Genomic DNA, 21139 nt, shown 5'->3' with positions numbered 1-21139 from the left:
TTTAAATGACTTCATTACTGGTTTGATTACGTTGTTGTTGCTGCCTTTAGTTTATTTTCTATAAACCAATGTCTCCTATTATTTCGGTTTTGGGCGCTCCTTCCGCCTTGGGAATTTAAAAAAGACAAAGTTAGCCCTGCAATGACCTAGTTTTTAGTGAAACTAGGTTTTGCTTTCCTGTATCCTTAATAATTTTGTAGGTTGATTTTTGGGGTTTGATCGATTTGTGATGCTTCAAAAAACTTGAGGCCTTATTGCTTTGCCTCTGCCAGTTTTTTTGTATCCACATATTGCTGAAAGGCAATAATTTTACCGGCATTGTCAAGGGTCCATAAATGTGCGGCTTGTGCATTGTAGCTCTTTCCTGTTTCTTTTACCTTGGCGTCATACCGTAAGGTGGCTAAAACCATATTGTTATCCATGTTGTGAACGTTCACATCCTGCAGGCCATAATGGTCGTGGTTGGCACCAAGACGCGCAAAAACGCCTTTTAAGATGGCATCTGGCCCTACATAAGGGTTGCCATCTGCCAGCGCATTGCTTTCAGCATTGTTCCATTAGATATTGGGGTGCATGGAACCCAGAACGGTGGGTATATCTCCTGTTGCAAACGCAGCGTATAAATTGTTGATGTCTTCAATGTTATTCATATTTGTGGTTTTAGGATGTTAGGTATTTAATGTGCGCAAAAGTAACGGAGAACTAGTATTATTGGCGCCGCCAAAGGGTATAATACCCCGAGGCTTGCCTCGAAATTAAAGGTTCGTTTCCTTCGAATGCCTCGCGGGCTTGCCCCGAGGTAGCTTACTTGTATCGGTATAGGACTTGTTCGTTTTTTTATTTCAAAGGTTTGTTAATAGCCTACGGCCGCCCCATCGGGACTTGAAGAATCCGAAGCTCCGATTAGGATATTGTTTTTTTCATCTATTTGAATTCCCATTAGCTCTCCCATTGCATTTCGGGGCACAAGGGTATGATTCATAGCCTCAAGCGCTTTGCGTGTATCTGGCGATAAAAGTCCTTCTTCATATCTAATCTCATCTGGCAACCATTGGTGATGGATCTTCATGGCCTCGATCGCTTTGTCTACCCGCATGTCGTAGGCCAGTACGTTCAATACGGTTTGAAAAACGGTATTTATGATAGTTCTTCCGCCCGGACTTCCAATTAAAAGATAAGGCCTGCCATCTTTGGCTACAATAGTAGGTGTCATGCTAGAGAGCATTCTTTTTTCGGGTTGAATCAGGTTGGGATGCGTACCAATTAGACCGGAGTTTGTGGTGGTACCAGGTTGTGGATTAAAGTCGCCCATTTCATTATTAAAAATAAAACCGAGTTTTTTGGAGCCGATCCCGGAACCATAGCTGTGTTCTAGGGTGTAGGTCAGGGATACGGCGCTACCATGCTTATCCGTAACGGAAAAATGCGTGGTATGCTCCCCATCGTAAAGCTGTCCAAATTTAGTACTGTCGCTTACAGAGGCTTTGGTCATATCAATATTGTCAAATCGGATTTTGGCAAAGTCTTTAGATGTGAGTTTTTTCAAAGGCAAGTCTGGATTAAAATCCGGATCTCCCAAATGTTCGGCCCTATCCGCAAAAGCCCTGCGCATAACTTCGGCCACTAAATGGACATACGCAGTGGAGTTGAACTCTATAGTTTCTAGATCCGCCAGTTCCATCAAGTTCATCATTTCTAAAAGGGCTACACCTCCTGAGCTTGGCGGCGGCATGGAGTAAATGTCATAACCTTTAAAGGTTCCCTTGATCGGCTTTCTTTCGATCGCTGTATAGCGTTTTAGGTCTTCTGTGGTAATGATGCCACCGTTCGCTTTCATAAAACGGGCTATTTCTTTCGCAACCCTACCTTTGTAGAAACCATCTTTACCATGGTCGCGAATTTCACTGAGGGTCACAGCAAGTTCCGGTTGCGTCCATAGTTCTCCAAATTCCGTAACTTCTCCGTTATCGTTATTAAAATAATCCTGTAAAAAAGGAATAGGGGAGTTGGCTTTAAAAAAACTGGCCGATCTATATAGGGCCCAAGAAAGTGGAAAACCATTGTTGGCTAAATCAATCGAAGGCTGTACCAAATCTCTCCATGGTAAACTTCCGTATTTTTCATGTGCCAAAAACAGACCCGCTACCGTACCGGGAACCCCTACCGATTTAGCTCCGATATGGTTACCTGTGGATGCCGATCCGTATAAGTTCTTTCCTTCGATAATAGTTCCGGCATCATTGAGAAACATGGTGGGAGAAGCCTTTAGCGGGGCTTTTTCCCGAAAATCGATGGTGGTCGTTACTCCGGTAGAATCCATAAACACCAAGAATCCTCCTCCGCCAATGTTTCCGGCGGTAGGGTGTGTAACGGCAAGGGCGAACGCTGTAGCAACGGAGGCATCAATAGCGTTGCCGCCCTTTTTGAGGATATCAATGCCCACTTGTGAGGCTAATTTATTGCTTGAAACCACCATTCCGTTTCTGGCGTAAACTTGTCCGTAACTTAAGTTTACATGCAGTAAAACGATGAGGGTCATAAGGGTGAATTGTGGTATGTGCTTCATAGTGCCAAGATATTATTTTTCCTAAAGGACGTCTTTTAATTTGATTTATGTACCTCTAATTCAATTTCTATCATAAACTCGGGTATGGCCAATTCTCTTACGCCAAGCATGAGCCTGTTGGGAAATAGTTTTTATAGATTTCAGTTCTTTAGCCGGCGAATTCTAAAAATTTGCCCATGTCCGTGGTAAATATATTCTCTACCACTACATCGTCAAAAGTGCAGCCATAATGTTTTAAGATTTTGTCCAGATCTGCGTAGCAATTTTTCATCTGTTGTTCAAAATCACCTATTGTGGTGGGCTTGCCTTCACCGTCCATACTTACGGCTCCTGGGATTTTTATGGAATTACCGATTTTTACGGCGTGCGAACAGCCAAATGCTTTTTCTACTTCCGGGCGAAGGAGAAAGTAGTCTGGCGTTCGTTCTTCTGCGGGTTCAAGAGTTATAGGATTTTCCATTGCCGTTGCTGTTTTTGGGGCTTCATTACGACCGGTGAATAGTGTGGTAGTCATAAAGACGGTCCCTAGCAGTATAGTTTTGATAGTTTTGATGTGAACTGTTTTGTTGTTGGTTTACAATTCTTGTTTTCTTGGTTGCCTTACGCTACCTTATTTATTCAAATACGATCGTATAATAGTTACCATTGCCTGTTGCTAATAAATAATATTATCCAAAATACGGTCCAAATTCCGTTCTAGCATATCGTATTTCTGGTCTGCAAAATAAATGGCATCCATCTCCTTGCGAAGGGCAATAAGTTCCATGTGGCTGTAATTAAAGCGCTGAACGGTCCTGTTTATTTTTTCCAAGCGTTCTTCCTCGCTATCTGCAGAGAATTCAGTATAGATTTTGTGAAATGTAGAAGCATCTGTCTTACGTTTGATAAGGTTGATTTCCTCTTCGCCTTCCACATCATCTGCATTTGCGCAGAGCAATAGGATATAGGTGTGCAGTTCTTCTTTGTTCCAGGTAGTTTTGTTGGTTGTCATACGTGTTTTTTATGGTTTTCTAGAAATCGATTTAAATAACTACGAGTACTGTGTAATAGATGACCATCATTAAGAGCGTTAAAAGACCGAGGGCCAAAAATCGCAGCGATAGGTTCACATATTTGAATTTCTGGGCGGCAATTTTAGAGATGATGAATATCTGCTGTCCTAATTGATGGAATAATTCTTCTTCGTTTAAACTGATGTTATAGAATGTTTTTGAAAACTCCTTGATGGTACCGAATTTTGAAATCACGTCACCAAAAAAGAAAACATTCTTATCATATTTTCCCTCTATACGCGGCATAAAACAGCGAATACTAAAATAGATGGAGGTTACGATACATATAAACCAAACACCTAAAAGTAAGTAAAGGAGTAGATGGCCAGATCCGGCAAGGATTACGGTTTCGATTTGTGGAAAAATAAAGTTCAAAAGAATACCGAAAAAGGAAAGAATAAGTCCGGCTTTTACCTCTGACGCCCGTATGAGACCCAGTACATAATTAATGCTGCCCCAATAATGATCCACCAGTTCTTCTGCATGGCCTTTGGATTCTAGCTGCGCAATAAGCTTTTCTTGTAAGCTTAGAATGATCTCATTTTCTGGTTTTTCCATAATGTTTGGTTATTTTGATTTGTTTCGACGATATGGCTTTACGCGATAATCTCGATTTTAATACACTTGGGCCTGCTCCATGATGTTTTACTTTCAAACTAAATATTAGCTACTGGCATACTATTCAACAACATTATATATGGTTATTTCATTTTCTTTATTTTTCATCGCTACACTACCTAAGCTTTGGCATTTAAAAGCTTCTTTTACTTTTTCGTAACATCCTTCACAGATTATTATTTGGTTTTCTTCGGCGGCATCCTGTAATCTGGCAGCCGTATTTACGGTATCGCCAATAACGGTATAGTCCAATCTGCGCAAGGTGGCCGAGCCAATATTGCCCGAAATCATTTCCCCGCTTTTTATACCTATGGATACTTTTGGTTTAAAACTTTCTTCACCGGTTACTTCGGGAAAATTGTTGACTTGATTACGTATCGCCAAGGCGGCGTCTATGGCACGATCTAGATGGTACTCTCCCCTAAAAACCGCCATAACCGCATCACCGATGAATTTATCTATGATACCATCCTGCTCCATGATCTCTTTGACCATGGCGTCAAAATACGTATTCAACATGCCTACCACCATATCCGGTGCCGTTGTTTCACTGATTTTGGTAAAACCGCATACATCTACGAACATCACCGTGCCTTCTATACTCTCATTGGCCATGATCTTGGATTCGTATTCCTGGCCTCCCATAAAATTGAGGACGTTCTCATCCACATACATCTTAAGGATATTGTTCTCTTTAATGGCTTTAAGTGTTTTTCTGATTTCGGAAGCATATTTCAAGGTTTTCTCCATGGTAATGGTCAGGTCCTCAAAATTGATGGGTTTGGTAATAAAATCGAAGGCTCCACGGTTCATAGCTACACGGATATTGTCCATATCACCGTAAGCCGAAACAATGACCGATTTAATGAGGGGTTTGGACTCATGAAGCCGGGAGAGGAGGGTAAGTCCGTCCATCTCCGGCATATTAATATCGCTGAGTACGATATCTACTTCAGGGTTGGCATCTAGCTTGTCCAGAGCATCCTGTCCGTTAATGGCGAACAAGAACTCGTATTCGTTTTGCCGAATCTGTTTTCTGAATTTTTGTTTGATGAGCATTTCCAAATCCGTCTCATCATCCACTACCATTATTTTTGCCATTAGGTTAAGTCTTTAAGTTTGTTCTTAAGTTCGTTAAAATCCAAGGGTTTCGTCAAAAAATCATCGGCGCCCAATTGCTTGGAGGTATTCCTGTTTTCTTCGTCCCCATAAGCGGTAACCATCATCACAACTGGTGGAGGTGCCACATAGTTCTCTTTAATATTCTTTAAAAGTTCCAGTCCGCTCATACCGGGCATGTTGATATCCGAGAGGATAAGCACGGCCTCTTGTTCCATGCTTGCCATTTTTTGTAAGGCTTCTTCACCGGAAAACGCAAACACAAAATAGAGCTCCTTTTTTCTGATTTCCTTTCTAAAGCGTTGCTGAAATAACACTTTTACATCTTGTTCGTCATCTACTACTAATATTTTCATCTGTTGGTATTTATCTGTTTTTTAAATTATTTTATTCAGTCACTTGTTATAATAGAGGGTAGAGGGTAGTTCAAACAGTAATTAGTAAGTAGTAATTAGTAAAAAGTAACTGTTGATTACTGAATTCGACATTATTTCCAGTATTTTTTCTAACTTCTAACTTCTAACTTCTAACTTCTAACTTCTAACTTCTAACTTCTAACTTCTAACTTCTAACCTCTAACCTCTAACCTCTAACATCTAACATCTCACTCAATACACTTCCGGTAAGGAAATAGTAAACGTAGTGCCCTCGCCTTGCTTGGTATCCAAACGTAGCTCGCCGCCGTGTGTTTTTACGATATCATAGCTGAGGGATAGCCCTAGTCCAGTACCTTCTCCCGATGGTTTAGTGGTAAAGAAAGGTTGGAATATTTTATCCCTCACCCGGTCCGGTACCCCATTTCCGTTATCTCGGATTGCCACTTCGACCGTATTTCCTATTCTTTTGGTACTTACCCAAACTGTAGGTTTGTACTCACTTTCCCCTTTGCTTTTTTCTTCTTTATTACGTTCTATACAGGCATGGAAAGCATTGGTGATCAGGTTAAGGATAACCCTGCCTATATCTTGTGGAACTATATTTATTTTCCCAATGGTTTCGTCCAGGTCTGTATTTAAGGTAGCGTTGAACGATTTGTCCTTTGCACGCAGACCGTGATAGGATAGGCGTAAATACTCATCGGCAATGGCGTTTATGTTGCTCGGTTCTTTTTCGCTACTGCTGGTTCTACTGTGCTGTAACATTCCTTTTACAATGGCATCCGCACGCCTGCCGTGGTGATTTATTTTTTTCTGATTTTCCTTGATATCCTTAGAGATGGCCAAGACTTCCTCATAGTCGCCCTTTTTTATTTCTTCCTCCATTTCATCGATGAGCTCGGTGTTTACCTCTGAAAAATTATTGACAAAGTTCAACGGGTTTTGAATCTCGTGGGCAATGCCAGCGGTGAGTTCTCCGAGTGATGCCATTTTTTCGGATTGAATCAATTGTGACTGGGTAGCCTTTAACTCATCCATTTTACTTTTTAACTGGGACGTTCTGTGGGTTACCCGCTCTTCCAACAACCGGTTTTCCTTTTGAAGCCAACGCGAACGGTAGGCTACAAAGGACCAAACAGCCCCACCAAAAATAAAAGCGAATAGGAGGTAGGCCCACCAGGTTTGCCACCATGGCGGATTTATTGTAAAGTCGAAACTCGCTGGAATAGACCACTCCTTGTTAAACCCTCTTGCAGCTACCTTAAACGTGTATTCACCCGGTTTTAGGTTGTAGTAATTTTTGGTTTTGGTATTGCTGCCGGCAAAGGTCCAATCTTCATCTTCCCCATCAAGAATAAAGCGATAGCTCAATTGATTTCTATTGAATAGGTCTCCACTGGCATAGCTAAAGCTTAAACTGTTCTGGTCAAACGGGAGTACAAGCCCCGTCGGAAGATGATAAGGTTGCTTTACGGAATCCCACTTAATATTGTGCTCCGTTGCATAAGACATTACCTTATTGTTCAGGGAATCAATGCTAGTTCTCTCATTAAAATTTGGATTTTCGTCCATGACGAACATGTTGGTAATGTAAACAGAACTCTCAAGATTATCCGGTTTTGGAGCGCCGTCCAGAACCATTAGTTTATATTTAGATGATTGGTCAACAACTCCCGACCAAAACTGTCCATTTTGTAAAAACATGGGTGAACCTTGCAGATAGTCGTTCGATTTAAAGCCTAGGCCTGCATTGAAATTGTTATATCCGTCTTTGTTGGTTTTAGCAGTTTTTTTGGAAATGGGCAGTAGGCCATCCACACTTGCAGCATAAATTAACGTATCCCGCTCAATTAGGTCGTAGATCTCTGCAGGTATCAATCCATTCTCTTCCTTAATATTGGTGAGTGTATTTTCCTTGACATTTAGGATGGCAATTCCATCTAGTGTCCCAATCCATATTCCCCCCTCTTTTGACAATAGTGCAACAGTTCCATCATTGTCACAAATACCCTGCTCCTCTTTTAGATAGCTAATTGTTTTGGTTTTTAGATTCAATCTAGCTAAGCCATCAGTAGTGGGAATCCAAAGTGTGTCTTCGTCATAAACCATAATGGAACCGCTCCCCGCTATTAGAGTATCTGGGTCATTCTTGGACACGACTTTTCTTAAGATATTATCCTTAATATCATACACAAATAGACCTTGATTTGTGTATATGGCAAAGGTGTGTTCATTTAGAGCTGAAATACCTGCACCAAAAAGGTCAAGAGAGGTGTCATAATGGGTAATCGTATTTTGTTGTCGATCAAGAATGGAAAACCCGGGCCTCGTATTCAAAAAGAAAATATCTTTGGAAACCTCTTCTATAAAATTGATTGTGTTATTGGGGCTACTGTTCAATTTTTCGGTACTGATTGGTTTTATAGCGTTGTTTTTTACGTCAATTATATTGATTCCATTGTTTGTGCCCAGCCAAATTTCTCCTCGTGTGCTTTCTTCAATTTCCCAAACTTGGTCATTTATCAATCCTTTGGAGGTATCAAAATATTCCGTTTTTAGGGTGAAATCATTTGCGATCACAACGCCTTTGTCTATAGTGGCCATCCATAGGGAACCATCGTTTCTTTTTAAGGGTCTGGGTATTTTAAGGGAAGCTTGTAATGTGCTATTCAAGGGGATTGTTTTGTGCCTGTTCCGGTTTTCACTCAAAATAAAGGCTTCTTGAACTCCAAAAATCCATAGCTTGCCTTGGTTGTCTTCTACTATTTCCGTAGCCACACTAGTATAGCCGTTTTCAGCACTCAAAACGGTTACCGTGCCTTTCTCTAATGATAGCTTTACAAGAGTTGAAGAAGTTATAGTGTTCGTTTGAGAAATAACAGGTAAACCTAACCAGATATCGCCCGACTGTTCTTCGGTAATATCCGTAACCCCGGAGTTCGTGTCCATAGTTGCTATCTGGGTAAGTGTTTTAAGCTCATCCCTATCTTTGTCCAGCATCTTGATCCCATTTATAAAACCTAACCACAGGTTGTCCTTGCTATCTTCTATGAGTCTCCACGGACGAGAGCTATCTTTATTTGCTATTCTTTGGAGACTTTTCATTTCCGGGTCCATCGCGTAGAACCCTTCGTTAAGGGAAGCCATATAGAGTATACCCGTATGGTCGCAAAGAATGTCGAAGGGTATAAAACTGTCGGTTTTGGTAATCGTATATGCTATATCGTTTTTAAAATCCAATACGGTTAAAACACGGGTTACCGGACTTACCAACCAAAGCTTGCCTTGTTTGTCAAAGGTCATTTTATAGACGCCAGGATAGTCGTAAACAAAGGCGTTCTCACCATCATAGTAGGTAAGGGGTGTGGTACTGTTGGAAGCCCCGATATAAACACCACCATCTTCCGTTTCTAAAAAAGAGGTAACGTCATTTGTTGGCAAGCCCTCATTTGTGGAGAGTTGCAAGAGATTTACATCGGTACCGTCCATAATTCCCGGTGGCTTCATTTTGGTAATGGTCGGCTTCTTAATCGTGCTTTTAGTAATCGTAAAGGGAACCGAATCAAATTTTAAGGCCTCGGTAGGATAACTGTCCCACTCCAGATCGTACTCCTTCATGGGAGCCTTAAGCGGTTTAAAGGTGTTCAGCTCAAAGCGTTTGCTGGGCAGGGCATCCACATCTAGCGCATGGGTTACCGGTGTTGTCAAGCTATCCGAGGTAATGGTTTCCCACTCAAAGGGCTCTGGTTCCGTAAATACCAGGGGTATGGTCTCGGGCACCTTATAGTCGCCCACCGTGGTCTCTGTCTCGGATGTACTTGTGGTATGGCAAGCAAAAAGTAGTAGGCCGCTTATACAGGACCCGAGAATACGATAGGTCGTTGATCTTGATGTCTTCATTTTTACTCAGTTGGTGTTGGTGTCATTTGGTAATAGAATGGTAAAGGTGGTGCCTTCATTTTCTTTGGTATCCAGGGACAATTTCCCTTTGTGCCCCTTAGTGATAATGTCATAGCTCATACTCAGTCCCAAGCCGGTACCTTGCCCTGTGGGTTTGGTTGTAAAAAAGGGTTGGAATATTTTATCCAAAATTTGCTTGGGAATGCCCTTTCCGTTGTCTGCTATGGAAATTTGAATACCGGTTTTTGTTTTTTTGGTACTGACGGTAACTTTTGGCTTAAACGCCTTATCCATAGCGGCTTGCTTTCGTTCTTTACTGGCATAAAAAGCATTGGTGATCAGGTTTAAAATTACCCTGCCCAGATCTTGGGGAATCACTTTTACCCGGCCGATGGATGCATCAAAATCCGTTACCAGTTCCGCATTAAAGGATTTGTCCTTGGCACGCAGGCCGTGATAGGCCAAACGCAGGTATTCATCTGCCAAGGCATTGATATCGGTAGGTTCCTTTACGCCAGAACTACTTCTGGAATGCTGTAACATTCCCTTTACGATATTGTCGGCACGTTTACCGTGGTGGTTTATTTTTTCTAGGTTTTGTTTAATGTCCTTGGCTATGGCTTTGGCCTCTTCAATATCGCCCTTTTCCAATTCTTCGTTCATTTCATCAACAAGTTCGTTGCTCACCTCACTAAAGTTGTTGACAAAGTTCAACGGGTTTTGGATTTCGTGGGCAATGCCGGCGGTCAATTCACCTAGGGATGCCATTTTCTCGGATTGTATGAGCTGGGATTGAGTGGCTTTAAGATTTTCATAGGCCTTTTCAATTTCTTTGGCCTGTGCCAATTCCTTCTCTTGGTTCCTGGCTTTTTCCTTGGCAAGTACACTTTTTGTCTGCATTTTAACCAAGCCATAAACTATGAAGCCTAAACCTAACAAATATAAAAGATAGGCCCACCAAGTGGCATACCATGGTGGTAGGACCACAAAAGGGTAGGCGATTTCTTCGGAGTGGATGCCGAAGGTATTTTTAGCCTTGACCCGGAAGGTATAGGTGCCAAAGGGAAGACTGGTGAATTCGCGGGAGGTTTTGCTGCCCCACGCACCCCAATCTTCATCAAGCCCTTCTAAAAAGGTCTGGTACTGTATCCTATTTTCCTTGACGAAAAATGGCGATACGTAATTGAAGCTTATGTTATTATTACTGTACAACAGTTCTGGAATATCATCTCCATGGTATTCCGGCAAGGTCAGAAGGCTGTCAGCCGATTTTACTATTCTGAAATATAGGGGGTTAACATAATCGGTCTTGTATTCCATGTTCGGGTCCAATCGCAGTAATCCCTCATCGGTACCAAACCAAAAAACACCACTGGGTTCTGTATAGCCTGCATTGGTAAAGTTGGCAGTAATTAAATTAAAGGGATATTCTGCTAAGATATAGCTGCCGTCCGGTTGTAGTTTGGCCAATCTTTTTTCCCCTTTAAAAAGGAGCGTAACATCTCCAAATTGATTTCCAAGAAGCCCATTAAGATCCCAATTGATATCGGCAATTTCGTCCGAAAAGCTGAAGATGGTATCTTTTTCAAAGGATTCTGATGCGTTATCAAAGTAAAAAAAGCCTTCGATGCCAGAAGTATATACTTGTCCTCTAATTATTCTCGCAGTTCCAGATAGCCCTTCTATACCATCTGCATCGGTGTATCCTTTAACTATGGCATTTGAAATATCTAGATTGCCGGAAGCCGTTTTTGGCATTTGAACCCTATACAAAACGCCCGACTGTGTGCCCGCCCAGATTTCACCTGAACTGTTTTCAACCACCGAATAGACACTACGGGTTACCCCCGAAATAGGTCCGATAGATTGGTATGCATACAAACCAAACTGGTTGGGGGAACGTTTTAACACATGTAGGCCAGAGGCTCCACCTAAAAAAACATAGCCCGGATACTTTTTAGAGATGAGAAGTTCAACCGTTTGAAACGATTCCGTACCTTGGATGACACTGGCTTTATTTCCTTGAATTTTATAAAGTCCGGGCCCAGAGGATATGAGCTGGTCACCATCCGCTTCCAAATCAAAAACTTGGGCATTGGGAAGGTTCTGGACCTTTTTGATGATACCATCCGCATGGTCTATGTAAAGTATGGAAGTAGAAGTGCCAATATACAGATCATCTCCATAGGCATTTACAGAAAGTACGTTCCCCACTTCATATTCCTCGGAATCAAATCTGGTGACCGGGGAAAAAATTTCAATTTTGGAAAGTCCGGAATTGGTGCCCACCCAAAGATTCTGCGTACGGTCTAGATAAAATGCATAAACGCTTTGGTCCGGAATGGAGTTTTTAGTGGTAAATTGGGATAATGCTTTCCCCTCTTGATCAATGATAAAAAAGCCACTTCCCAATACACTGATCGCATACGTATTGTCGGGTAAGGCCAGGGCTTTGTATAAACTTCTAGTTTGCAATAGGGAGTCGATTTCGGTTCTGAACGGCTTAAAGTCAGTTCCGTTAAAATGAAAAAGACCGCCCGCAAAGGCCCCTACAAGGAACTCCCCGGGATTTTTATAGGGCAGGAGTACTTGTACCCGATCGTTTCCGAAAAATTCACTGCCGGGAATCAATTCCAAACGTTCATTTTTCTCTCGAAACAAACCAAGGTCGCTTTGGTGGGCATAAAAGGTATCGTCCAGGGAGAAGGCATACATAAAGTTGGTGTCCGGTTTCCAGATACGAATAGATTTCTTTTCATCTTGCGCATCCGGGGAATAAATAAAAATCGCGTCTCGGGATTGGAAGTAGATTTTTCCCTTCACCTCCCTAATGGACCAGATATCATTAAATGGAATTTCTTCTGGTAAAAATTCAATTAAAGATGTAAGCAAAGAAGTACCTGAGGAATCCGCGGTAACGATTCCAAAATCGCTGATCGTTCCGTAATAATACGTACCATTGGTAGCGAGGTAAGTTGCTCTAACATTGGTATTAAAATCCTGTTCCGGATTGGTAAGAATTTCCCAGTTAACCCCGTCAAATTTCTGCAAGCCGCTCGAGGTTCCTACGTAAATAAAACCCTCCTTGTCCTGGCCAACATTCCAAACTTGCTGGCCCGCGGGGTTATCATCACCTATGACATAGTTCGTAAAGCTGGGAACGCCTTTACTTGCGTTGATTTGGGCGTTGGCGGCCGTACTACAATGTAGTATTGAAAGAACGAAAATAAACATCCCCATTACGTTTAAGCTCACATGGGCATTCATATTCAGGGTCATTTTTTGGTCTTTCATTTTTAATAGATGTAATGATTTCATGTTTGAGGTTGATTTATCGCGACAGCGTTAACGTTGTTTTGTATGGGTAGGTATATGATGAATGTAGTACCTACCGCTTGGTTGGTTTCTACTTTAAGCTCCCCACCATGGCCCTTGGTCACAATATCATAACTCATACTCAGTCCTAAGCCGGTACCTTGCCCGGTGGGTTTGGTGGTAAAAAAGGGTTGGAAAACTTTGTCCACAATGGCCGCAGGAATCCCCTTCCCGTTATCTTTTACGCAGATTTCTATTTTGTCTTTTTGTTTTTTAGTGCTAACCGTTACAGTAGGTTCATATTTGGATACAGATTCCTGTGCTCCCCCTATGGGGGCATGGGGGCTCTTCTTTTTATCATTAACCGCATAAAAAGCATTGGTGATCAGGTTCAGAATGACTCTGCCCATGTCTTGTGGAATTATAGCAATTTTGCCAATGTTTTCGTCAAAATCAGTTTCCAGGGTGGCGTTAAAGCTTTTGTCCTTGGCTCGCAACCCATGATAGGCCAATCGCAAGTATTCATCTGCCAAAGCATTGATATCCGTAGGTTCTTTGGTTCCGGAACTGCTGCGGCTGTGCTGCAACATCCCTTTAACAATACCATCTGCACGTTTACCGTGGTGGTTTATTTTTTCTAGGTTTTGTGAAATATCGGTTGCTATAGCCTTGACCTCTTCCAACTCGCCATTTGCCATTTCTTCAAGCATTTCCTCTAAAAGTTCTTTACTGACTTCTGAAAAATTATTGACAAAGTTCAACGGGTTTTGGATTTCATGGGCTATGCCTGCCGTCAATTCTCCAAGAGAAGCCATTTTTTCCGATTGGATGAGCTGTTTTTGCGTTTGCTGCAGTTCGGACAGTGCTTCCTCTGCCCGCTGTTTTTGGGTTTTTAGCTTAATTAGATTTTGCTCGGCCAACAGGGTCTGTTCCTCTGCTTTTTTAAGGTCTAGAAAACGGATGTAAGCTTGTTCAAAAACTTTGGCAAAACGGATCAGTATCTTGGCATCCCTTTCAGAAGGAGCGGTACCGGTGAGGGAAGGAATAATAATCGCTGAATTTTTAGACCAAGCTGCCGATAGGTTATGACTGTCCGCTTGCAGTACAAACTGCTTATAGTCCTCTGGCATTTGCCTATAATCACTATGGGCAAAGGCATGTGCAAAAAAATCATTTTTTGCCGCTACGGGAAACGATTTTGAAAAATAAGCATCGCCCCTCATCTTGGAATCCCAGGCATCGTTAAAAATAGGGGTATCAAAATAAGGTACATAATACCTTCCCGAAGTTGAAAAATCATCAACGGAAATCCAATGCACAACATCTTTGTTATCTGGAAAATAGGTGCACAGAATTACACCACCTGCATCGAAAATTACCCCCAGTTCCTTTAAAGTTTTGGCCACCACGGCAACCACTTCTTGCAGTTCTTCGGGGTTGTGCATGGCCAAGGACCGTGAACGCACTTTTTCCAAGGCAGCTTCAATTTGCGCTTCCCTGGCTTGTGCTTCTGCTTTTTGGAGGTCAAGGAAACGGGTGTAGGTTTGTTCGAAGACTTTGGCGAAACGTTTAAAAATGTCGTGTGCTTCTGGGACCGGCTTCAACGTAATAAATAACAAGTACCCTTGTTTAAAATAGGCAACATGATCTATTTGATACTCCGGAAACGAACCGCCTGCCTTTTTAATGGCGCGTAAGGCCTCGCCAGCTTCTGGAAGCGTACACAAATAGGCATAATGTTCAATGCATTTTTTTCCCTCAAACTCTTCAATATGTAAAGCATCCCCCTCTTGTCTTGCATTATAATATTTTTTAAAGAAGTTTTCCCTAGGTGTTTTATAAGGTGGTATAATACCTGCCTGTGAGCTAAACCATTCCGAAGAATCATTTTCACCATAGATGTTAAATGCACATCCCCAAGTTTCAATGCCTAAGGATCTTACTTGGGCGTCCAGTAGTGCGGATGTTTCTTGTAATTCGGCACTATGTTGCATGGCCATAGTACGGCTTCGAATTCTTTCAATCGCTAATTCTATTTCAACTTCCCGTGATTGTTTTTCTACTTTTTGTAAATCCAAAAAGCGTCTGTGCGCCAGGTCAAAGACGCTGGCAAAACGTTCTAAAATATGTAAGTCTTCAGTAGGCGGGTTGTACACTACACCAGGCAAACTATAACCAATTTCACCATGACTTGTGCGCGCTATAATAAAAGTAAGTCCACCAATTTCCTCAATATCTTTTTGGGTTGGCGCATGTGGGTCGGCTTGCTGATAGTGCCCATAGGTATTCATTTGCTCTAAATAGTCCCAAGCTTCTTTGGCATTTAGAGCCAATACAAATGTAGGAGCCATACTTCTTTCCCAATTGGCCAAGGGGATAATCGTATCATGAACAAACTTTGGAACTGTAATTACCATGCCCACACGACTCCCATCATGAGAGGTCATAGACATGTTGTAGGAATCTTTTTCCCAGCTCATGTGCCAAAAATAATCTGCTTGATGTCCTAGGGATAAGAACTCTTTTCGCATTAGGACTACCACATCGAACAGGTTGGAAGATTTCTTCATAGCCGTTGCTTCTGTACGAATACGCTCTAATGCTCCTTCAACTTCCAGTTCACGATTCTTGGCTTCCAGTTCAACCGTTGTCCGTTTTATGGCCTTGCGTAGTTTTTGGTTTTCTAGGTGTACTTTGTCTAAACCAATGGTTTCTCCGGTGTTCGAATTACCTGTTGTGGAAAAATGTTGATAGATAAAACGCCAACCGGCTTTTTTTTCTTGTAATACAGATGAAAATCGAAACCGACTGTAATAGGTCCACTCGCTAGCATTTAAGAACCAAGCATCAAAAATATGGGTGATAAGAACAAGATTGCCGAAAGTTTCTACTGTTTTTTTTTCTTCTTTCAGCTGGCATTTTCCTGCAAGTTGGTCTGTCGTGGCTTCAAAAAAGTGGGTGGTTGCATTCCGGTCTAGAAACTCTTCATTGTTCGTAGAACCAATAAAATGATATGTATCATCTAAGTATTGATGATAGGTTGCTACATCACCATTAAGGTAGCTATGTAGCCAAATATCATAAACCTTGAGGATCTCGTCCTCTTTATTTTTAGTCATTTTCACCCTGTATTTATAGCGATTAATCGCACCGTATGCGTGCACAAGAATAGTCAACGCTATGATATATAGCGTGTTGCGGACTTCTCGTTTAAACTATACTATAGGGGAATAACTTATAAACCCTAAGATACTATATTGTTGTTAAAAAACAATAGGTATAGGGCTTTTCATGTCATTTTTGAATAAAAAACCCAGTGGCTAATTTTACAGCATTGGTGCGAACCAATGATCCGGTTTAATGTAAAGCTTACTAGTATTCCACCAGCGGATGGCTTGGCGTTTATAGTCTTTTTTAGGGTTGTGATGTATTATGTTGTTTTCCTTCAACCAAAAGATTCTACCGGATTATTCTATAGCGCTTTAGCATCGTTTATCAATCGTTTTTTAAGCTGTTTTTATAACTAATAGTCTTTGGTCTATTTTTCCAATAGTATAGGATGTTCTGCCCATATCACCAGTAGGATAATGCTCAAAGTTTTGGGCTTGCATTCAGCTTTTGTAATGTATGGTAAGGCCTCGTATATCTTTACTAGCTGTTATTTTATCATAAAAATCCAGTACATTTTTTAGATTGGTTTTAGTGTGTAGGGATTTTTGGAAGACACTTAATTTTTTATCGGAGCCTCTGGTGTATTTCCGTAGAGTACATTACCTGCAGGTTCGTATTTATCGCCTTTTACCCAAAAAGGTCTTTCCGGGTCATTGGCTATCAACCTACCGGAGAGTACATAACCTTGATAAAACTTTAGTAAATAGTCATAATCCAGACTATCGGCTTCATCACCAGGCTGATGGTAGTATTTATTGATTTCATCATCAAAGGCGTTAAAACCAGTAGAGTAGGTGGGAGCAGGAATACCCACGCTGGCAAAACTAACATTGTCGCTTCGGTCAAAAAGTCCTTGTTCCGGTGCCGGATCATCAATGGCGGTAAGTCCAAAAGTTTCGGCTCCTTTAATGATGTGTTTTTGTGCCGTGGTCCTACCCAGACCAATGACCGTTGCCAAACTGGTATCATTGTAGCCGCCACCATCGGTATTGAAGCCATAAACGATTTGTTTCAAGGGAAATACCGGATTTTGAACATAGTATTTACTGCCTAATAATCCTTTTTCCTCTGCCGTAAAAAAGATAAACACAGCCGATCGTTTTGTGGGATATTTTCCCAGGTTTTCTGCCATGCTCAAAACGGCGGTGGTTCCTATACCATTGTCGCGTGCACCGTTGTAGATACTATCCCCTTTTGAATCCGGGGCACCAATACCTACATGATCGTAGTGTGCCGAGTACATAATGTACTCATCCTTTAGTTTTGGATCTGTACCTTCTAGAACGCCAATTACGTTTTGTGTGGTAAGGGTTTTTTCTTTTTTTCCGTCGGTTTCAATGGTGTAGAATAAGGTAGTATTAGCCATTCCAGTTAGTTTTTCCGAAGTTGTGTTTACCCATAGGTGGATAAAATCCGTTGTAGGGTTTTCGGTGTCGGTTGCATCCGGAATTTTTACACTTTCTCCCATAACGTGCGAAATTCGCGACCACCAATCTTCTTCCAATACCGTCATTTCAATAAGGCCGATAGCCCCGTTTTTCATTGCTAGTGCTTGTTTGTTGGAATGGGCACGATAAACCGCTCTGGCATCCGAAGCCTCTTGGGTACCACCTTTTACTATAATTAATTTCCCTTTCACATCTTTTCCCTTATACTCTTCTTCGGTCCCAAAACCAAGATATACCGCATTACCGGAAAGGGAGGTCGCTTTGGCTTTCACCGCTATACGATGTGGATGGTCGGTACCATTGATTACAACTTTTAACATACTAGGCGCTGCTGTCTGCACCAAATTAAATTGTTGGTAATAGGTACCGCTCGATGGTTCTGGTTTTACACCATAACTTCGCAAGGCATTGGCCAAATAACTGGCGGCAATTTTGTTTTCCGGGGTGCCTGTATCACGACCTTTTAACAGGTCATCGGCCAGAAAATAGATGTGCCCCTCAACGGTATTTTTGTCTACGGTTTCTGCTGCTTTTTCGGTATCTGTTTGAGCTGTTACAAGGCTTGTTAAGGCGCATAAGGCAAAGGTCAAATAGTTTTTCATGTTCATGTTTTTAATTTGTTGGTACTATTGGTTTTTAGGTTCGTGTAGTTCGAATGAAAAATACGTTATTTTTTACTAGGTTGTTGCCGTGTTGAGCAATGAATACCGCCACCGTCACAGTTTTGTGGCATAGCGTTGATGAAGACGGTTTTTCTATTGAGAAATTGAGTTTCAAATATTGCTATTACACGGTCTTCCTTTTCTTTTGATGTGCCTTTGGAAATATAACATGATACCAATACGATCCCATTGGTCACTAAATAATTGAGATAGCTTGTGGCAGGCACTCGAAGTAAGGTATCGCTAACTATAGGTTCTTGTAAAATGTACGATTCTAGGGCAATAAGTTGCCCTTGATAAAATGAAGTCATTTAAACTTTTTTCGTTCGCTAAAAAATTGCTCTATTTCACTGTGCGCTGTAGCTGGCTCCTCATTCAAAAGCCAAATTGTTGGCTTTTGTTTTGCCCTGTCTTTTTTTCCTTTCCTTTCGTAGCTATGCTATGCAACTAAAAAAAGTCTTCAAATGTTCAAAAAATCACTAGTTTTCGATTGAACCCCAAAGGTTTGAACCACTCCAATAAAAATAGGTTAAAACTTTTAGGAAATTTATGAATCAAGGACGAATGCGCATTTTTGTTTTCCGAAGCGGGCATAATTCTTACCGAGGGAAATTTTGAGGTTTGAGGAAAGTGTACAAATCGCTATCGCAATTGATGCGGTATTGCCCAATTATGTTGTTTACGGGGCAAGACCATCCTGACTGGAGGAAAGTAATGCAAAACTATTTTAAAAAACTTACAAGATCAAGGAATAGTAGGCTTTCCGAAAACCATGGAAACTTTTGTTCCATTTTCTATCTGATAACTGATGGTGCCGTTCAATTGTTTCGTGAGCAGGTCTATGAGCATAGTACCGAAGCCGGTTCCCTTAATCGGTGCAGTACTAATTTTCCCAATACCATCGTCCGAAATACGGAGTACGAGCTTATCATTATTAAGCCCTTGTTGGGTTAAATTTACCTTGATAGTGCCCTCTTGTTTTCCCTCAAATGCGTATTTGAACGCATTGGTCATCAGTTCGTTGGTAATTAAGCCCACCGAAATTGCGGTGTCAACATCCAGCACAAGATCTGGCATATCGCAGTCAATGTTTATTTTTCCCTCGGCGTTGAACGAGTTGCGGATATTTTCGCCAAGGTTCATAAAATAATCCCGCATTTCTATAGAGGTCAAATGGTCGCTTTGGTAGAGTTTTTGGTGGATAATCCCCATGGAATGCACCCTATTTTGGCTGGAAAGCATCGCCGCCTGAACGGAAGGATCATCAATCTGCGACGATTGAAGGGCCAATAAACTCGACACGATTTCAAGGTTGTTTTTTACCCGATGGTGGATTTCCTTTAGCAACAGTTCGTTTTCTTTATGGCGTTTGGCAAGTTGACTATTTGAATTTTCCAGGTTGTTGTTCAACTCTTCCAATTGCAGATTTTTTTTCTTGTTTTTATTAAAGGCATACAACAAACCACCCAAAATGATGATCAATAGTGACCCTGCCAAGTAACTGAGCAATTGATTTTTTTGCTGCTGTGTTATCAAATCCGATTGCGAGGAAATAGTTTCGTCTTTTTGTTCGGTTTCGTACTTCACCCTCAGTTCACTTTTCAGTGCTTTATTTTCTTGACTTAGCGCATTGATGGCAATATCTTTTCCTTCCGATAGGTATGTGAAGGCCAAATCTGGCTGATTTAGTGCTTTGTAGCTTTTTGCGAGCCATATATAATGATCCTTTAATTCCTCTGAACTGTACACCTTTTTTTCTTTGAAATGTGCTACATAGTCTTCCAGGTATGGAATCGCTTCGACATATTTTCCTTGTAAATAATAGATGCTGCCAATGCCGCCTTTCCAGCCGTTTGCCATTTCATCGCCGTACTTTTCTCTCATACCGTTCCATGAGAATTCAAAATCCGACAGCGCTTCGTCATATCTTTCCAAATCTCTGTAAGCTCGGGCTCGCCAAGCTTTAACGTTTAAAGTTTCTGATTTTTGGTAAGATTCGGGCAATTTAGGAATTAGGGCTAAAGCCTTGTTTACCGCTTTTAGGGCTTCTTCTGGCGCTCCTGTTTTAAGATATATATCGCTTTGGCCCAATAATGCCCGTATCAAAGGATGGGTGTTTTCTTCCTTTTCGTAGGCAGAAACTACCATTTTGCTATAATTCAATGCCGATGTGTAGTCCTTGGTGTTGCCGTATAGGTTACTTAAAGATGCATGTATGGCATTGATCGTTTTTTGGTTATTAATGGTCTGCGCAATTTTGAGCCCTTTAAAGAATTGAACCTCGGCTTCTGCATACCGCTGCATAAAATCCAAGTCAAAGCCCACCGTTCTATATGCCCTACTTATGAGTTCTTTATCCTCGGTTTTTAGAAACTCTTGCAATGCTTTATTATCATAAAAATAAATAGAATCCTTGTTTTCGGAGGAGATACTAAGGTAATGCCAGTTTGCTAATTCTTTGAAAACCTTGCCTAACAGCTTTGGTTTATTCATCGCCCTTGCTCGGTGCAGTGTATTCCATAATTCCTTTTTAATTTGGGCATCGTTGCCCCCATCCATTTGATTGATGGCATCAGCTAATTTCACTAGTGCCGTATCTATTGGAAAAGACTGAAAATCAGGTAATTTAATTTTATCTTGTTGGGCATAAAATATTTGGCAAAACAGCATGAGGCAAACAAGGCATGGCGGCAGTTTAAGGCAAGTTTTTATCAAGGTTCTCATCTGTGGTTTTTTTATGATCGGGATTAGGCAGTGAATATTGGTTGGTTCATCGCTTTATAGCTGTTTTTTAGGTACTCATGAGCCTGAAGTTTGGTGGGTGTCCATACTTCTGAAATCGCTAATTTCATAGCGGTCATACCTTTTGTTCCAGTAAATTACAAAATACATTTGCAAGTATTCATTCTTT

13 protein-coding genes are annotated in these 21139 nt (G+C 41.3%); all 13 read right to left on the bottom strand.

All coding sequences use genetic code 11. The annotated features are described in order from the left end of the window. Positions 1 to 251: 251 nt before the first annotated feature. The 13 genes from ACFQZJ_RS10885 to ACFQZJ_RS10825 all read right to left on the bottom strand — a co-directional run bounded on the left by ACFQZJ_RS10885 (position 252) and on the right by ACFQZJ_RS10825 (position 20952). A complete protein-coding gene (locus tag ACFQZJ_RS10885; RefSeq protein WP_379934494.1) occupies positions 252 to 422 on the bottom strand; it encodes a nuclear transport factor 2 family protein in 171 nt (56 codons plus the stop codon). Positions 423 to 853: 431 nt separating this feature from the next. Beyond that, positions 854 to 2566: a gamma-glutamyltransferase gene (ggt, locus tag ACFQZJ_RS10880; RefSeq protein WP_379934492.1), complete on the bottom strand. Its 1713-nt coding sequence runs from the start codon at positions 2564 to 2566 to the stop codon at positions 854 to 856. A 148-nt stretch (positions 2567 to 2714) separates the two neighbouring features. Then, complete coding sequence (locus ACFQZJ_RS10875; RefSeq protein WP_379934491.1) at positions 2715 to 3080, bottom strand: RidA family protein; 366 nt, start codon at positions 3078 to 3080, stop codon at positions 2715 to 2717. Between the two features lie 141 nt (positions 3081 to 3221). Then, positions 3222 to 3557 (bottom strand): hypothetical protein, encoded by a 336-nt coding sequence (locus ACFQZJ_RS10870; RefSeq protein WP_379934490.1) that lies wholly within the window; start codon positions 3555 to 3557, stop codon positions 3222 to 3224. 31 nt (positions 3558 to 3588) lie between these two features. Further along, on the bottom strand, positions 3589 to 4176 hold the full coding sequence (locus ACFQZJ_RS10865; protein WP_379934488.1) for a Pycsar system effector family protein: 588 nt from the start codon (positions 4174 to 4176) through the stop codon (positions 3589 to 3591). Between the two features lie 120 nt (positions 4177 to 4296). Continuing rightward, positions 4297 to 5337 (bottom strand): adenylate/guanylate cyclase domain-containing protein, encoded by a 1041-nt coding sequence (locus tag ACFQZJ_RS10860; protein WP_379934486.1) that lies wholly within the window; start codon positions 5335 to 5337, stop codon positions 4297 to 4299. Then, complete coding sequence (locus ACFQZJ_RS10855; RefSeq protein ID WP_379934484.1) at positions 5337 to 5711, bottom strand: response regulator; 375 nt, start codon at positions 5709 to 5711, stop codon at positions 5337 to 5339. The genes ACFQZJ_RS10860 and ACFQZJ_RS10855 overlap by 1 nt, the downstream gene beginning before the upstream one ends. A gap of 252 nt (positions 5712 to 5963) precedes the next feature. After that, a complete protein-coding gene (locus ACFQZJ_RS10850) occupies positions 5964 to 9632 on the bottom strand; it encodes an ATP-binding protein (protein ID WP_379934482.1) in 3669 nt (1222 codons plus the stop codon). A 6-nt stretch (positions 9633 to 9638) separates the two neighbouring features. Next, on the bottom strand, positions 9639 to 12950 hold the full coding sequence (locus ACFQZJ_RS10845; RefSeq protein ID WP_379934480.1) for an ATP-binding protein: 3312 nt from the start codon (positions 12948 to 12950) through the stop codon (positions 9639 to 9641). Next, positions 12947 to 16066 carry an ATP-binding protein gene (locus tag ACFQZJ_RS10840; protein ID WP_379934478.1) on the bottom strand — a complete coding sequence of 1040 codons (3120 nt, stop codon included), beginning with the start codon at positions 16064 to 16066 and terminating at the stop codon, positions 12947 to 12949. The genes ACFQZJ_RS10845 and ACFQZJ_RS10840 overlap by 4 nt, the downstream gene beginning before the upstream one ends. Before the next feature lie 608 nt (positions 16067 to 16674). Further along, positions 16675 to 18168: a M28 family peptidase gene (locus tag ACFQZJ_RS10835; protein ID WP_379934476.1), complete on the bottom strand. Its 1494-nt coding sequence runs from the start codon at positions 18166 to 18168 to the stop codon at positions 16675 to 16677. Between the two features lie 65 nt (positions 18169 to 18233). After that, positions 18234 to 18539 carry an agmatine deiminase family protein gene (locus ACFQZJ_RS10830; protein WP_379934475.1) on the bottom strand — a complete coding sequence of 102 codons (306 nt, stop codon included), beginning with the start codon at positions 18537 to 18539 and terminating at the stop codon, positions 18234 to 18236. 433 nt (positions 18540 to 18972) lie between these two features. Further along, on the bottom strand, positions 18973 to 20952 hold the full coding sequence (locus ACFQZJ_RS10825; protein WP_379934473.1) for a tetratricopeptide repeat-containing sensor histidine kinase: 1980 nt from the start codon (positions 20950 to 20952) through the stop codon (positions 18973 to 18975). Between the last annotated feature and the right edge of the window lie 187 nt (positions 20953 to 21139).

This window comes from Maribacter chungangensis (assembly GCF_042676845.1).
GTDB lineage: Bacteria > Bacteroidota > Bacteroidia > Flavobacteriales > Flavobacteriaceae > Maribacter > Maribacter chungangensis.
This window is presented reverse-complemented; position numbering and strand designations above follow the sequence as displayed.

Coding starts and splice junctions, on each gene's coding strand:
- ACFQZJ_RS10855 (WP_379934484.1), bottom strand. CDS start 5,711: ATGAAAATATTAGTAGTAGATGACGAACAAGATGTAAAAGTGTTATTT.
- ACFQZJ_RS10840 (WP_379934478.1), bottom strand. CDS start 16,066: ATGACTAAAAATAAAGAGGACGAGATCCTCAAGGTTTATGATATTTGG.
- ACFQZJ_RS10845 (WP_379934480.1), bottom strand. CDS start 12,950: ATGAAATCATTACATCTATTAAAAATGAAAGACCAAAAAATGACCCTG.
- ACFQZJ_RS10825 (WP_379934473.1), bottom strand. CDS start 20,952: ATGAGAACCTTGATAAAAACTTGCCTTAAACTGCCGCCATGCCTTGTT.
- ACFQZJ_RS10835 (WP_379934476.1), bottom strand. CDS start 18,168: ATGAAAAACTATTTGACCTTTGCCTTATGCGCCTTAACAAGCCTTGTA.
- ACFQZJ_RS10875 (WP_379934491.1), bottom strand. CDS start 3,080: ATGACTACCACACTATTCACCGGTCGTAATGAAGCCCCAAAAACAGCA.
- ACFQZJ_RS10830 (WP_379934475.1), bottom strand. CDS start 18,539: ATGACTTCATTTTATCAAGGGCAACTTATTGCCCTAGAATCGTACATT.
- ACFQZJ_RS10860 (WP_379934486.1), bottom strand. CDS start 5,337: ATGGCAAAAATAATGGTAGTGGATGATGAGACGGATTTGGAAATGCTC.
- ggt (WP_379934492.1), bottom strand. CDS start 2,566: ATGAAGCACATACCACAATTCACCCTTATGACCCTCATCGTTTTACTG.
- ACFQZJ_RS10870 (WP_379934490.1), bottom strand. CDS start 3,557: ATGACAACCAACAAAACTACCTGGAACAAAGAAGAACTGCACACCTAT.
- ACFQZJ_RS10865 (WP_379934488.1), bottom strand. CDS start 4,176: ATGGAAAAACCAGAAAATGAGATCATTCTAAGCTTACAAGAAAAGCTT.
- ACFQZJ_RS10850 (WP_379934482.1), bottom strand. CDS start 9,632: ATGAAGACATCAAGATCAACGACCTATCGTATTCTCGGGTCCTGTATA.
- ACFQZJ_RS10885 (WP_379934494.1), bottom strand. CDS start 422: ATGGATAACAATATGGTTTTAGCCACCTTACGGTATGACGCCAAGGTA.